Annotated in this window: 10 protein-coding genes and 2 pseudogenes; 4 read left to right on the forward strand and 8 right to left on the reverse strand. The window is 36.5% G+C overall.

What is annotated here, in order from left to right; all coding sequences use genetic code 11:
• Positions 1-68: 68 nt before the first annotated feature.
• The 7 genes from OQ292_RS31720 to OQ292_RS31750 form a co-directional block, all read right to left on the reverse strand.
• Complete coding sequence (locus tag OQ292_RS31720) at positions 69-1,043, reverse strand: glycoside hydrolase family 16 protein (protein WP_284688149.1); 975 nt, start codon at positions 1,041-1,043, stop codon at positions 69-71.
• Between the two features lie 36 nt (positions 1,044-1,079).
• Positions 1,080-2,129, reverse strand: a complete 1,050-nt coding sequence (locus OQ292_RS31725; protein ID WP_284688150.1) for a DUF5013 domain-containing protein — start codon at positions 2,127-2,129, stop codon at positions 1,080-1,082.
• Positions 2,130-2,164: 35 nt separating this feature from the next.
• Positions 2,165-3,838 carry a RagB/SusD family nutrient uptake outer membrane protein gene (locus OQ292_RS31730; protein WP_284688151.1) on the reverse strand — a complete coding sequence of 558 codons (1,674 nt, stop codon included), beginning with the start codon at positions 3,836-3,838 and terminating at the stop codon, positions 2,165-2,167.
• 25 nt (positions 3,839-3,863) lie between these two features.
• Positions 3,864-6,728, reverse strand: coding sequence for a SusC/RagA family TonB-linked outer membrane protein (locus tag OQ292_RS31735; protein WP_284688152.1), 2,865 nt, complete (start codon positions 6,726-6,728; stop codon positions 3,864-3,866).
• A 26-nt stretch (positions 6,729-6,754) separates the two neighbouring features.
• The gene (locus OQ292_RS31740) at positions 6,755-8,482 is read right to left on the reverse strand and encodes a RagB/SusD family nutrient uptake outer membrane protein (protein WP_284688153.1); all 1,728 of its coding nucleotides are present in this window, start codon (positions 8,480-8,482) and stop codon (positions 6,755-6,757) included.
• A 26-nt stretch (positions 8,483-8,508) separates the two neighbouring features.
• On the reverse strand, positions 8,509-11,892 hold the full coding sequence (locus OQ292_RS31745) for a SusC/RagA family TonB-linked outer membrane protein (RefSeq protein ID WP_284688154.1): 3,384 nt from the start codon (positions 11,890-11,892) through the stop codon (positions 8,509-8,511).
• Between the two features lie 146 nt (positions 11,893-12,038).
• The gene (locus tag OQ292_RS31750; protein ID WP_284688155.1) at positions 12,039-13,079 is read right to left on the reverse strand and encodes a FecR family protein; all 1,041 of its coding nucleotides are present in this window, start codon (positions 13,077-13,079) and stop codon (positions 12,039-12,041) included.
• A 197-nt stretch (positions 13,080-13,276) separates the two neighbouring features.
• Between OQ292_RS31750 and OQ292_RS41205 the strand changes: the two are divergent.
• Together OQ292_RS41205 and OQ292_RS31755 are read left to right on the forward strand one after the other, a co-directional pair.
• Positions 13,277-13,381: pseudogene (locus tag OQ292_RS41205) on the forward strand (IS1595 family transposase); the annotation flags it as partial.
• 42 nt (positions 13,382-13,423) lie between these two features.
• Positions 13,424-14,137, forward strand: a complete 714-nt coding sequence (locus tag OQ292_RS31755) for an IS1595 family transposase (RefSeq protein WP_284688156.1) — start codon at positions 13,424-13,426, stop codon at positions 14,135-14,137.
• Positions 14,138-14,278: 141 nt separating this feature from the next.
• Here OQ292_RS31755 and OQ292_RS31760 read toward each other — a convergent pair whose 3' ends face one another.
• The gene (locus OQ292_RS31760) at positions 14,279-14,878 is read right to left on the reverse strand and encodes an RNA polymerase sigma-70 factor (protein ID WP_284688157.1); all 600 of its coding nucleotides are present in this window, start codon (positions 14,876-14,878) and stop codon (positions 14,279-14,281) included.
• A gap of 452 nt (positions 14,879-15,330) precedes the next feature.
• On the opposite strand from OQ292_RS31760, the pseudogene OQ292_RS41210 reads away from it, so the two are divergent.
• Positions 15,331-15,462, forward strand: a pseudogene (locus tag OQ292_RS41210) (transposase); the annotation flags it as partial.
• A 42-nt stretch (positions 15,463-15,504) separates the two neighbouring features.
• Complete coding sequence (locus OQ292_RS31765; protein WP_284688156.1) at positions 15,505-16,218, forward strand: IS1595 family transposase; 714 nt, start codon at positions 15,505-15,507, stop codon at positions 16,216-16,218.
• Positions 16,219-16,274 lie beyond the last annotated feature (56 nt).

Here is a 16,274-nt window from a genome sequence, read left to right on the forward strand (position 1 = left end):
ATACATTACAGATGGTTTTGATCTGTAAAAACCATTTTCACATTATGAAGTTGCTCTATAAAAAAAGCTCATTCTTTTGCATACACTCTTACATAATCTACCCAATACTTTCTAGGAAATGTAGATTCTGATGGATCGCCTCCATTAGAGCCAATTGCAAGATTAAGTAAAAGGTAATGGGGTTGATGGAACGGATTATAACCATCTCCATTTAAAGATTTAGTGAGGTCAATTTCATTTAATAATTCATCATCAAGAAAAAGCTTAATATAGTTTTCAGTCCAGTCCATTTTCCAGATATGAAATTTCTCTGCCCAATCAGTATCTTTTTTAAGAAAATGATTTAAAGGAGTTTCTTGACTATCCCAAATAACTTTTGTCCAGTGATCACCCCAAGCAGCATTTGCCATAATTACTGCAGTACTATCAGATCGGTAAAATTCCATAATATCAACTTCTCCATTTGATGGCCAACCCTTACTTTCTCCCAATGTCCATATAGCAGGCCACATGCCCATAGTTGTATCAATTTTGGCTTTTACTTCTACTAATCCATATTTAAAATTCATTTTACCTCTGGTATTTAAAGAGGCAGAAGTATAATTAGCAAAAGCTCTATTTTCTTTCCAGTTATTGGAGTCTTCAGTAAATTTTGGATTAGGTATTTTTTCTTCTTTGGCTGTAATTACCAACATACCATCTTTGCAAGTTGCATTTTCTGACTGATACCATTGAAGTTCTTCATTTCTTACAAAACCATGTTCGTAAGACCAACTGCTTGTATCTGGTTTGCCATCAATATTAAATTCTTCGCTCCAAATTAAACGGTAGTCTTCTTTTTCCGCAGAATCTTCAAGCACAAGCTCTGTATCATCCTGCTTCTTAGAAGTACAGGATATGAGTAGACATATGCTCAAATAGTAAAATAGGTAAGTAAATGTTTTCATTAGGTTAATTAAATTATTGAGTGTATTCTGGTTGATTAAATCACAAAGTAGTGAATTGAATGTTGAAAAAGTAGCTTTAAGCAGAAAGAACTGCATTAAAGCTACATGCTAGAGTAAATCAAACACTAGTAGTTATTCTATTCGCGTTAAAGTAAGTTTCTTAATTTTAAAACCCTGTCCAGTACTATCGTAAAAGTTTACTACCACTCCGAGAGAAACTTCTGATTCTTCTGAAAGAGTAAATTCAATAACACCTCTACTCAAAGCAACATAATTGAGCGCATCTGAAAGGTTATCAATATCTGGCAATTCTGAACCAAGGTTAACGACAAAATAAGCTGGGTCTGCACCAGTTCCATCCCACTCCCATTCTGCTACTGCAAATTCATATACACCTGCTGGAAGCGTGGTGGTTTGATAAACTTTTCCGTTTAAAATAGATGGTGAACCCCAGCCTGCTTCTAGACCAAAAGTACCACCTGCATCTGAGTTAAAACCACCATATCCATTGTGGCTTTTTGCTCCATCATTTGCCTGCCAATTATCGAGATTTCCCCAACGGCCACCGTCATATTCTCTTTCAGAAGAAGTAAAGGGATAACCTGTATTCTTTAAATATTTAGCTGTAATATCTCCTATTTCGCTGGCTGCAATTGCCACATCAGCATCAATTACAATCACTGCAGTTTTATTCTCATTAGCAAGTCCGTTACCGCCTGCATTGGTAAGTTGCACTGCAAATACAAGGAGTTTATCTGGATTTTCTGCTAACACATTAAAGTCGATAATTGCATGTAGTGGAGCACTTATGGTATTTGCTAGAACTTGTACTTTAGATGGCATTTGAATACTTGATTCAGGAATTAGCATTGCATTTTCTAATGAACCGTTAGAGACAATCGTATTAGCTGTATCATTAGCTAAAGCCACATCTACAATAAAAGAATCTAATGTTACCGTAGATAGAGAAACTCCCAGAAATACTTCGAATTTTGTTTGAGCAGAATCTACACTAAAACTTCTTTGAGTAGGAATCTCTAACATATCTCCACCAAACCTCATTGAAACATCAACAGGAGGCTGAAATACTTCAAACTCAGAAACTTCCTCGTCGCAGGCAGCCATAGTAAAAATTAAAAGACCGATTGCAATGCTTTTTAATATTGGTTTGATTTTATTCATAATAAACATCTTAAAACCATTTTAAAGTTTTATAATTACCAGCCTGTATTTTGTTGCAGACCAGTTTTGTATATTTCATCACTTGGTATAGGGTAAAGGCTCATATTAGAACTGAAAACCCTCTTTTCTACCGGACTGTCAGAATAAATGAAATTGAAGTTATCATTTCCTTCACTTTGAATTTGAACCCCAAATGCATCTTCTCCTAAAGTTTCTGAAGCGATATTCCATCTTCTTACATCCCAAAAGCGATGCTCTTCAAAAGCTAACTCTACTCTTCTTTCATTTCTTACAGCTTCGCGAAATGCCGAAGCATCAGCAGCTATTACATCAGGCATCTCAACTCCTGCTCTATGTCTAACCATGTTTAACGCTTCTCTTGCAGTAAGTGAAAAACCTGCATTATCATCTGGACCATAAGCCTCGTTCATTGCTTCTGCATAATTCAATAGCACTTCGGCATATCTAAAATAAATCCAAGTATGTGTACTGCTTGTATTTTGAAGTAAATCCAGATTTTCATCCGCGAATTTCTTCAAATAATAGCCAGTTCTGGTTCCTCTCGATTTATCAGGACCATCCACGCCACCATTCCAAGTCTCCACCTCACGTCTTTTATAATCTGAGTTATTATAAATAATAGTCATACCTAAACGAGGGTCTCTATTCTCATAAGGTGATTGTGGATCGTATGTTGGGTCTTCTGAAATTGAAAGGCCATTAATTGTTTGATAGGTATCGACTAAGTTTTGAGTCGGGTTAGTCCCCCCCTGAGCTCCTTCGAAACCTACTGGATAATTAGCTCTCTCTAAACCATTACTCGCAGCATATCTACGGGCAAAAATTATTTCATTACTAGTATTAGCTCTAAATAACGATTGATAATTGGAAGCTAAATTATATTGATTCAACTCAATAACTTGATGAGCTGCTGCTGCCGCAGCTTGCCATTTTGCGATATCGTTTGCTGGGTTGTGAAGTGGACTTGCAGCGTATAGCAAAGTTCTAGCTTTTATTGCCAAAGCAATTCCCCAATTAGCACGACCAATTTTTTCATCACTAGAAAAACCAACCCAAGTGAGTCTCAAATCATCTTCTAGTGCATCTAAATCAGAAACAATAAAGTCAACACAATCTTCGAATGTATTTCTACTTAGATCTTGTTCTTGTTGAGGGTCTAAAGTCTGTTCGATAATCGGAACGCCACCATATCTTTTTATTAATTCAAAATAGAAAAAAGATCTTAAAACTTTAGCTTCTGCTCTTAGCCAACCAATGTCATTTGTTTGATTGAGGTAGTTATTTCTTCCCTCATCCGTAATAGTATCACGAAATAGAACCGCTTCGTAGTTTTCTGTATTTTCGAGAAACATATTCGCTTTTCTAATCCCTGCATACATATTAGACCATTGGTCATCCGGATTATTAAATGGTCCCCAACTTCCATTAGTTAAACTTTGTATCTGTGTACCAGTACCAGCATGTACCGCATCATCGGTTGCTGAAGCTAACATTGCTCCATCAATTCTATTAAAGCCCGCTGGCAAGTAAGTGTAAATACCCAAACCAAAATCTCGCATAGTACCATAATTGGCAAACACTTGCTCCTGTGTGTAGTTTGTATCTAGCTTTCTATCGAGGAAGCTATCTTCGCAAGATATTAAAGCTGTTGTTATCAGGATTAAGAACCCTATTGTATATTTTTTCATTTTATTCATGCTTTTAGCCTAATAATCAGAATTCGATATGAGTGCCTATACTCATGCTCTTTAATACTGGATAACCTCCCAGTGCTTCAGGATCAACATTCTCTACTTCGTCCCAAGTAAATAAATTGACACCGCTTGCAAATATCTTAGCATTAGATAGCCCAATTTTGCCAATCCATTTTTCAGGCAGATTATAACCTATTTCTGCATTTCTGAGTCTTAACACTCTTCCAGACCTTTTCCAAAAGGTTGATGAGCGATAGTTGTTTGCATTAGGTTGAGTAGTTAAACGTGGGTATGTTGCATCTATAGGATTATCTGGTGTCCATCTGTCGAGCGCATTTGTAGCAATGTTATTATCATTAATAAATGCCCAGAAATATGGCCCGTTTACATATACATCTCTCTCTGAAATTCCATGAAAGAAAAGTTCCATATAAAAGCCTTTGTAAGACGCTCCAAGTTGCAAGCTATATGTTAAAGCCGGAATATTACTCTTACCGATAATGGTTTCGTCTTTTTCATTTATAAAACCATCGTTATTAAGGTCTTCGTAGCGAATGTCTCCGGGTTGTACAGGCGAAAAAGTCGAAACAGGTATTCCTTCATTTAGGTCTCCATTTTCATCAAAATCTGCTGTTTGGTAAAATCCAACTGCTTGCAGTCCATACATACTGCCAATTGGGCTACCTGTACGATACATGTAATCTTCTGGTCGTACAACTTCGTTCATCTCTACTATTTTATTTTTAGCATAGAATGTAGAAGCTCCAACAAAATAGTTAAAATCTCCAATGTGATCACTGTATTTTAAATCTACCTCAAAACCTCGGTTATTAACTATTCCCACATTTTCGTAGGCAGCATCTACACCAAGATAGGCTGGCACTGTAGCATCTCCATCTGAGAGTACATCTGTACGACGTTCATAAAATAAATCTACAGAAAAATCGAGTTTGTCGTAAAAGAGTGTTCCATCTATACCCACATTATATTTCATAGATTTTTCCCAAGTAATATTTGGGTTCGCCGTAGTTCCTTCTATCATACTGGAAGAATAACTTAGGTTTGGGCCAAAATAATAACCACCCGAATAATAATAATCTTGGGTATAGGCGAACCTGTTACCGATTATAAGATCGTTTCCTGTTAAACCTGCCGAAGCTCTCAATTTGAGATAATCTACCCAAGATGCATCTAGAAAATCTTCTTCACTTATTACCCATGCTGCTGATAGTGAAGGAAAAAATCCAAATCTATTGCCTTCTGGAAAACTCTCTGAACCACTATACGAAAAGCCCAGCTCTGCAAAGTATTTAGATTTATAATCGTAGTTTACACGCCCCATCAATCGTTGTTGTGCATATGGAACATTGTTACCGCTTATCTCATACAAATCTTGGTGGTAAAGTAACATTGCTGAAACAGTACTTGCACCCCACTGTCTGTTATAATCTAAACCAAGCTGAAAGTTGAACCTGTTATATTGATCGTTGTAGCTAGGACTATCATTATTACTTCCTTCACCAACACTAAAATCTGTATCATTTCCTCTTTGTAGGTAAATGAGAGAGTCTCGACCATCGTCAGTTTGCCCAACAGTAAGCTCATAATAGGCATAGTCTTTTGTTTTATTATAAACACCACGATGCCAGTTATTATCAGAAACAACTTGTCTAAAAGTTAGACCTTCGGTGATAAAGTCAAGTTTTTCAGCCAGACGAATTGTAGCCATTATGTTACGATCATGGGTTGAGCTATAACCAGTCTCCAAAACAGAAGCTACCGGATTATCTGGGTAAACAGAATTACCACCCCAAGTTCCATCTGGATTTTTTACAGGATAGGCATTTGCTGGATATCTTGCCATATTTTGCCACAATTGCGGACCATTGTAATCTGGAAATGAGCGATCTTCTACCCTACCTCCAAAATCTAATGAACCAGTTATTTTCGGTGAGATATTTACATCTATATTCGTTCTGAAATTATAGCGGCTAAAATCTGCATTAGAATTTGTCTTTCTTTCGGGATCGGTATTGGCATACAAACCTTGGTTGTGCATGTAACCAAGTAATACAAAGTATTTCATAGTTTCATTACCTCCAGTAAAAGTGGTGTTATAATCGCTAATTGGAGAAGATTTTCTCAATAACTGATCATACCAATTTACATCTGGATGTAGAAAAGGATCGCTACCTGTCCGATAAGCTTCTAAATCAGCTTCTGAATAAGGAGCATTAATTCCATCATTAGTTGCTGCCTCGTTGTACAATCTGGCATAGTCGTAAGAACCTAGAAAATCTGGTAATTCTGTAGGTTGTTGCCAACCATACCGGGCGTTAAAAGCAATTTTAGTTTTGCCATCAAAACCTCTTTTCGTAGTAACGAGAATAACTCCATTGGCTCCCCTCATTCCGTATAATGATAGTGCAGCTGCATCTTTCAAAACAGCAATACTTTCAATTTCTTCTACAGATAATTGATCGAAAGAAGCCTCAAAACCATCTACAAATACCAAGTAATTATTGTTATTATAAGTGCCCATGCCTCTTATTAACATAAGCGGAGAATCGTAGCCGGGTTCACCACTTTGCTGTAAAACAGTCAATCCGGGTAATCTGCCATATAATGAATTACTAAGTGTAGGAGTTAATGTTTTTGCCATTTTCTCACCATCTAAATAAGAAATTGCGGCAATTAATTGCTTACTAGATTGCATTCCATAAGCTACTGGAACTTTATCAGAATCAATCTGTGTCTCAGCTAGCTCAGTTTGTGTGGTATCTTCTACTGACTGAGCATAGGTTATGTGACAAAAACAGATGAGTGCAACAGCAAGATAGATGTTGCTAACTCTGTCTTTAATTATATTGATATAAAATTTCATTTGCTTCAATTTTTAAAGTAGCGTGATTACCAACCAGGATTTTGTTCCATATATCCTTTGTCTATTTCTGTCTGCGGGAGCGGATATAAGTATAATCGGTTATTCCAGACTCTAGTCTCAAATACTTCTTTCTTATAGATCAGACTGTTATCTGCTTGTTCGTACAAGTTGAGTCCATGCATTGGTCCTTGCATTACACCTTCCTGATCTGCAATCATCCATCTTCTAACATCAAAAAATCTATGCTCTTCAAATGCGAGTTCGATAGCTCTTTCTCTTCTTATCGCCTGTCTTAAACCCTCTTGGGTATTATACTGAGGATCAGCAGAAGTGATATCTGGTAAACCAGCTCTTCTTCTAATTACATTTAAAGCTTCAAAAGCATTGGCATCTAAAGGTGAATATTCGTTTAATGCTTCGGCATAGTTTAGATAAAACTCAGCAAGTCTAAATAATATCCAGTTGAACTGAGCGCCATTATTGGTCATTTTAACCAAAAATTTCTTCATGTAACCCACTCCATTTACTGGTGCGTTGGTAGACCAAGAACCATCATTTTGCCTGAAAAAATTTATTACTCCCGCTTCATCATTAAACTTGCTTCCAGAATATAGAACTGAGTATTGGAAACGAGGCTCCATATCCTGCATTTTCTCAGAAAACTCTTCATAAGAACCACTTTCTGGCCATACTTGATCGCCTCCTGTTGCTGTATAATATTTAATAGCATGCTCATAAGTTACACCATGACCATACCAACCACCGTAAACTCCAGTAGGCATTACGAACTGAGAAAATAACCAACCTGGATACCACATACCATTGAATTGAGAAGCAAAAAGTATTTCATCGTTTTGCGGTTCTTCAACGGCAATTCTATAATTATCTGCAGGATTTTCTTCTTCTGTAATTAAATGATAACTATTTTCCTGTGCCCAATCTAATACAGCTTTGTTTGCTTCTGCAGCTTTTTGCCATCTACTTTCATCGTAGTTGGTGTAGCCAGTATACGCTCTATTTGTTTCGTCGTAAGGCTGATCTGTATTGTGCAATGGACTGGCTGCATATAATAGTGTTCTTGCTTTTAATGCTAATGCCACACCTTTTGTAACTCTGCCAGTATAATTAGAAGAATAGAAATCTGGTAAAAATGCTAAGGCTGAATCACATTGATTTACGATAAAATCTACACATTCTTCGTAAGTATTTCGAGGAATTTTTATTTCATCATTTACACTTAATGCTGTTGTAACCAATGGAATACCTCCATATCTTTTCATTAACTCATGGTACCTTATTGCTCTAAGTACCATTGCCTCTGCTTTCTCCTGATTAATTTCCGCAGTTGACATATCAGTAACCATATCTATATTTTCTAAAAATATGCTGGCATTTCTGATTCCTTTATAGTGTACTCCAAAATCATCTTCACCTGTATAACCGGGAGTTACATTGCCTACATTATGATTATTAGAGCCTGTCCATGAAGCCGTTACATCAGCCTCATCGCATGCAGCGGCAAGCATTGAAGCATACATACCATTATATCTATCCCACTGATAAGGAAATCCTCTTGGAACACAAGTGTTGTAGGTTTCCCAAAGAAACTTTTCGGCATTGATTTGATCTGAAAATATTTCTTCTTTAGTTACGTCGCTACTTTCTGGTTTTTCTAAGAAATCTTCGCATGCACTGGCGAATACCAAACTGCATACACAGAGAATCCATAGAAATCTATTTTGAGTTTTTGTCATGGTAAATCGAGTTTGAATGCTAATCGTTAGAATTGAATATTAACACCACAGTTATAGACTTTCATTTGAGGATAAAACTCTCCTCTACCTTCTGGTGCTTCTGGATCAAAAGTATCCATCTTACTCCAAGTGATCAGGTTGTTTCCATTTACAAATACCCTTACACTTTGCAAGCCTATATTTGATACAAAACCGCCACTAAATCTATAAGCTAGCTCCACATTTTTTAATCTTAAATAGCTTGCATCTTTTAACCAAAGGTCTGAGCGTCTGTAATTGTGATCGCCAGGAGTTGGAGAAAGTTGAACCCGAGGATAAGTAATGGTTTCACCCGCTTCGTAGCGCTCTGGTGTCCAACGTTCGAGGTGTTTTGCAGTAGCATTTCTCCAGTCGGTATCAAATGCAAAAGCAGCCATTTCGCCTATATACACAGAGGTTTTTTCTGCTCCTTGGAATAGTGCTGAAATATCGAATCCTTTATATTGGAAACCGAGAGATACACCATATATAATTTGAGGCCAACGAGAGTAACCTATTGGTACTTCATCGTATTCATTAATAATATTGTCTCCATTTTGGTCAATATATCTAACGTCTCCTAATTGTAACTCACTTGCAAATCCAGATGCTAATGCGGCATCTAGTTCGGCTTGAGTATTATAAAACCCATCACTTACCAAACCGAAATATTGCCCTACAGATTGACCAGTTCTTTGTAAATAAGGATAAGCTCTTTCTGGCTCATCTTGATAAAGAATTTTATTTCTTGCAAAAGAGTAGTTTGCTTTTATCCAATAATCAACTTTACCAATACTATTATTGTAGTTTAATTCTATCTCAAAACCTTTATTCTCAACCTCACCAATATTATCTGGTGGCAAGTTGGCTTGTACTAGTGCTGGTACTGTACCCAAATAGGCTAAAATGTTATCTCTGTATTCATAGAAAACATCTGCATTTATACGCACTTTATCTCTAAACATGCCTATTTCAACACCAATATCTGTTTTTTGTGCTCTCTCCCAAGTAACATCTGGGTTACCAATTCTACCTTCTTGAGCTCCACTATACCACTGGTAAGAACCTCCGGTATAATCACCAAAATAATAACCTCCCGAATTAGGATAGAAAACTGATGGCAAGTACAAGAAACGCGCATTACCAATCTTATCATTACCAACTTCGCCATAAGAACCTCTTAATTTAAAGAATGATAGAGCTGTAAGGTTAGACATAAATGCCTCTTCTGTTAGCACCCAACCCAAAGAAAACGATGGAAAAAAACCATAGCGCTTGCCCTCAGGAAAGTTTTCTGAACCATTATAACCCATATTAAACTCTGCTAAATACCTTTCTGCATAGTTGTAAGTAACTCTACCTACTAAACCTTGATACCCTCTTGGTACATTATACTCTTGACCCGGTGCTGTATATTTTTCTTGCATATACAAAGCAAGTCCAGTAAAGTTATGATCTCCAAAGCTATGGGCATATTCAAAAGCTCCTTCAGTATAAATCTTTCTATCCCTGCTATAGCCTTCGCTAAAAGTGAATGGAGTAGAATTACCTTCATAAACAAAAATAGGATTAGTAGAATCTTCTGGATCTTTAATAATTCGGTATGTATCTGTAGTTTTATTTCTAGCTACTCTATGTTGATAGTAATTATCATAAGCCAACATACCTCTCACTTTAAGACCGGGAAGTATAAAATCTAGTTTATGATCTAAACGGATATTAGCCGTAAATTTACTATCGAAGTTATTCTGGTAGCCATTATTTACTATGCTTAGTACCGGATTACTCGCACCTGATGGCAAGCCTTCTACACTAGAAATTAATTTGCCGTCTATAATACCCGGATTCATCATCGGGTTGGTACTCAACAAGTTAAAAAATATACTTCCGGCACTACTACCTGGAAAGTTTGAGTTAGAAAACTGCCCTCCTAGTTTAAGCGATGCAGTAAAATTTTTGTTGAAATCAATATCAAAATTAGACCTTAAATTATATCTCTGATACCTTGGGTTTGCTGAAAAATCTTCTTGAACATCTTCTACATTATAAGCCCCGTTCTGATCAAAATAACCCAAACTTATAAAGTATTTAGTAGCTTTTGTTCCTCCACTAATATTGAAGTTATGTTGTTGCTGAAATGTATAATCCTTTAAAATAAAATCCATCCAGTCAACACTTGGGTGGAAATAGGGGTCTGTACCATTTCTGTAAAGTTCCAAATCTTGATCTGAGAAATAAGGCGTTTGCCCCATGTTCACACTTGCTTCATTTCTTAGCGATGCATATTGGTAACTATCTAATAAGTCTGGTAATTCTGTAAAAGATTGAAAACCAAAATTAGATGTATAGCTTAACTTTGGTTTACCGGTACTACCTGTTTTAGTGGTTACGATAATTACACCATTTGCACCACGAACACCAAAAACTGCAGTTGCAGAAGCATCTTTAAGAATGGTAACACTTGCAATTTCGTTAGGATCAAGATCATTAAAACTTCGAGAAACCCCATCGACCAAAATTAACGGGTCCGATTCTGAACCACTATTTAGAGTAGCAATACCACGTATTTTTATACTCGATTGATCGTAACCCGGCTCTCCACTAGATTGCATAGCGATTAGACCCGGTAAACGGCCTACTAATGAGTTACTAATATTGGCTACTGGTGATTGCACTAACTCATCAGTTTTAATACTCGAAACTGCACCTGTAAGCGTTTCCTTTTTTTGCTCTCCATATCCAACAATAATAACCTCTTCAAGCGATTGAACGTCTGGATCTAAGGTAATATCTATCGTTGTCTGGTTACCAACTGGTATTTCTTGAGTTATATAACCAATAAAACTATAGACCAAAATCGATTGCTCAGAAGACACTGTAATAATATATTTTCCATTAACATCGGTAATTGTACCCCGGTTTGTATCTTTAACCTGAATTGCAACTCCCGGTAATGGTTCACCATTTTCATCAATTATAGTCCCCGATATTTTAATAGCAAGAGCGTCGTCAACTTCAGTTTCCTCTTTGTTATCATAAAAGGTAATATTATTATTTAACTGCCTATACCTCAAGTTTAAATCTATAGCAAGTTTGTCTAGTATATCTTTTACTAATACTCGCTTTCTATTCATACTGAAACGCGCTGTAGTTTTGGTTTCAGAAGAAATGTAAGAAAACTTATAGGAGGTAACACGCTCAATCTTAGTAAATACTTCTTTGAGTGTGTTATTTTCAAAACCGATTTCTATTTCTACTTCCCTAATACTTTTATGCTTTTGCGCATTAGATTCTGAGGCAAGTAGTATGGATGCCACAATACACTGAATGGTACACCCGATAATTATATATTTTGTAAAGTTCAAAACATAAATTAAATACTTTTCTTTCATATATTTGAGTAGTTTTTAATTGAATGAAAGGTTAAAAACTGCGCATTAAAATAGGATGCTTGGCGGTGCTCTATTTTAATCTAACTTTAACCTGCGGCAATCTTGTCGTGGGTTTTTTTATGGTTTATTTCTTAGCTTTTTCATGTTTACTTTTTTTTATTAAAATCAATAATTATTTGCTTGCCTTTAATGGAATAATCAAAATTATACCCATACTGAATAGAAACTAAAATGTTGTTTAGGTAGCCATTCCCATCAAATCTGCCCGAAACATAAAAATCTGATGGTATTTTACCTTTCACTTCAATGTCTACAGCATACCATCTTTCAAGTGTTTTTAAAACAGTTAAAAAATCATCCTGATCAAAAAAGATAACTCCGTCTTTCCACCCAAGTATTTCTTCTTTATTAAAAGAAGCCTTTAAAATTGCTTTATCTTTTTTGTTAAAAGAAAGTTTATATCCGGGATTTAAAAACATCTCGTTATGCGCTTCGGCTTCTTTAATGCTTACTTTTCCGGTAACTAATGCTACTTCAATGTCTTTTTCATTCGGAAAAGACTTAATGTTAAATGATGTGCCGAGTGCAGTTGTGGTAAGGTTTATAGATTGTACTGAAAATGGATGCTCAGGGTCTTTCACTACATCAAAAAATGCTTCTCCAGAAAGAACTACTTTCCTATTTTCAGTAAAATTTTCAGGAAACTTAATAGATGAAGTTACATTTAACCAAACCACTGAGCCATCTGGTAAATGAATTTTACTTTTCTGCCCAGATTTGTTAGCGTATTCCTTCCATTCTATTTCTTTAGTGTTGTTTGCTACTAGCTCTTTGTTATTTTGAGGTTGATTTATATATACTACAAATACCCCGATTAGTAACGTTATTACAGCAGCAACACCACCCCAAATATATCTGGTCTTTGTAGGTGATTGATACTCGATTGACTCCGTCTGTACGTTGCTAACTTTGTCTAGAAAATATTCAAATGCCTGATCATTTTCTTCTGCTGCAGTATCTAGAGTGGTGTTTTCCCATAGCTGTGTTAATAATTCAAATTGCTTTTGATGATCAACGGATTGATGTAACCATTCATCAAGCAAGAACTTTTCTTCTGCTGTTATCTCACCTGATAATTGTTTGTGAATCAGGGATTCTATTTCGTTGCTATCTTCAAAATCTTCCATTTTCTACAATAAGGACGTAAAAAGATGAGCAAACCCCCAAAGAGGTTTGAAAAAAAATTACTTTTTTTATTTAATGATTATCCGTAAAGCTACCACAAAGTAAATAGGGTATGGTCTGCGCTTCGAAATTAGCTCAAAAACAGGTCATTATGGATAGTATTATTGAATTCATGTAAGCGTACCGCAATGAGCAGGTATGCCGTGAGCGTTTCAAGGAAATCAGGGATAAAGCAGGTGTTTGTTGCAAGAAATGCGGTAGCCAAGAGCATTACTGGCTAAATAGCAAGCAGATGTACCAATGCAAGTCATGCAGTTTTAGGACAGGCCTCCGCAGTGGCACCATCATGGAAGCTTCCAAACTTCCGTTTCGCTACTGGTTCGTTGCTATCTGGCTGATGGGCTGTAGCAAGAAAGGTTCTTCTGCCTGTAATGTGCAGAGGCAGCTCAATCATAAGCGCTATGAACCTATCTGGGCAATGATGCACAAAATACGCTCTGCGATGGGCCAACGGGACAACCACTACTTGCTGGGAGGCAATATTGAGGTAGACGAAGGGTTCTTTGAAACACTAGTACCCGAGGGGCAGAAGGAAGAGGAGAGAAAGCGGGGAAGGGGGAGCCAGAAGCAGACCATGGCGATGGTCTTTGCACAGACAGAGGTGGTGCTACAGCCTAAAAAACACCGCCCTTCTAAAAGGTGCAAGTATTTCAAAATGGCTGTATGCGCTGATTTTACAGTAGAAACTGCTAGAAATACGATTACCCGGCATGTTGCCCAGAATGCCAAGATGATTACAGATGGCTATTCAACCTATCAGTCACTGGCAGGAGAGTTCGAGATGGATGTGGAAAAAGTGCCCTCAAAACAGGCCCATATCAAACTACCTTGGGTACATACAGCCATTGGGAATGCAAAGAAAGTCCTACAAGGGATATATCAGCATACAAGGCCAGGGTATCTACAGAATTATCTAGATGAGTTCTGTTACAAACTCAATAGAAGATACTTTGAAAATGATATTTTTGACAGAATATTAATTGCTTGTACGCTCAATTGAGCTTGTGGTAAGAATACGGATAATCATTTTTTATTTTAATTGAAAAATTAGACTAAATAGTGGGTTAATAAACTTGCTTAGTAATTGATTTTCAGAGAATTATATTCATTATTAAATTTTATAAAAATTATAAGAAAAATCTCAAAGTCGAAATGATTCTTTAATTTTTTTATTCTCTTTTACATCATGACTTATTATGGTGGCTCTCAATTTTTTAATGGCTATTGTCAATTGATTTTCTACCGTTTTTTTCGAGATGTTTAATAGCTCTGCTACTTCATCGTATTTCATCCCATCATCTTTAATAAGTTTATATATCATTTGACACCTAGTGGGAAGTGCTTGAATGGCCAAATTTATTTTAACAAATAATTCCTGCTCAATCATCTGGTGTTCAGGACTATTATTTTTTAGATGATAAGTGTAAGTATTTTTATCTGTAATAGAAGTAGTTAGTGTTTTCACTTTTCTACAATGATCTATCGAGAGATGTTTCGCTTTTAAATAGATAAAACTGTTAAACTTTTTAATGCCAGTTAAGCTTGCTTTATGTTTCCAAAGATAAACAAATACCTCTGATACAACCTCCTCTGCAATCTCTTGATTACCAACTATATAAGTAGTGTATTGTAACAATCCCTGATAGTAAAAATCAAATATTATTCGAAAAGATTTTTGACAAGCCCGTTGTTGAACATTTAGTAGTAATGACCGTATTGGTAACCTCTTATCTGAGTGCATAGTTAAAAGGGAGTGATATTAATAAGCTAGTGTCCAGCTTAATGTATTTTCATATAAAGGCTGAATGTAAGAAATACTGTTAAAAAACAAAACTGTTTATCTCTTTATTTAATGAAAACATTACCCTATTGAAGGTATTAGTTTCACTATGCGTAAAATTCTTTATCAGGTTTAGCTAATCCTTTTAATGAATTTAATTGCAAACTCTTTTAATTAAATACAATGTATACCTAACTTACACACTTGGTATGAGTTATTATAGTTTATTTAAAGTACTTTTTGCGCAAAAAATTAAATACTTATATATATGTATTTATGAAATAATAAATTATTATCCTCTATATTTTAATATAAAATGATTATCCGTAAAGCTACCACAAAGTAAATAGGGTATGGTCTGCGCTTCGAAATTAGCTCAAAAACAGGTCATTATGGATAGTATTATTGAATTCATGGAAGCGTACCGCAATGAGCAGGTATGCCGTGAGCGTTTCAAGGAAATCAGGGATAAAGCAGGTGTTTGTTGCAAGAAATGCGGTAGCCAAGAGCATTACTGGCTAAATAGCAAGCAGATGTACCAATGCAAGTCATGCAGTTTTAGGACAGGCCTCCGCAGTGGCACCATCATGGAAGCTTCCAAACTTCCGTTTCGCTACTGGTTCGTTGCTATCTGGCTGATGGGCTGTAGCAAGAAAGGTTCTTCTGCCTGTAATGTGCAGAGGCAGCTCAATCATAAGCGCTATGAACCTATCTGGGCAATGATGCACAAAATACGCTCTGCGATGGGCCAACGGGACAACCACTACTTGCTGGGAGGCAATATTGAGGTAGACGAAGGGTTCTTTGAAACACTAGTACCCGAGGGGCAGAAGGAAGAGGAGAGAAAGCGGGGAAGGGGGAGCCAGAAGCAGACCATGGCGATGGTCTTTGCACAGACAGAGGTGGTGCTACAGCCTAAAAAACACCGCCCTTCTAAAAGGTGCAAGTATTTCAAAATGGCTGTATGCGCTGATTTTACAGTAGAAACTGCTAGAAATACGATTACCCGGCATGTTGCCCAGAATGCCAAGATGATTACAGATGGCTATTCAACCTATCAGTCACTGGCAGGAGAGTTCGAGATGGATGTGGAAAAAGTGCCCTCAAAACAGGCCCATATCAAACTACCTTGGGTACATACAGCCATTGGGAATGCAAAGAAAGTCCTACAAGGGATATATCAGCATACAAGGCCAGGGTATCTACAGAATTATCTAGATGAGTTCTGTTACAAACTCAATAGAAGATACTTTGAAAATGATATTTTTGACAGAATATTAATTGCTTGTACGCTCAATTGAGCTTGTGGTAAGAATACGGATAATCATTTAATATAATAATCCATCACTAAACCTAC

The sequence above is a fragment of the Chondrinema litorale genome (assembly GCF_026250525.1).
GTDB lineage: Bacteria > Bacteroidota > Bacteroidia > Cytophagales > Flammeovirgaceae > Chondrinema > Chondrinema litorale.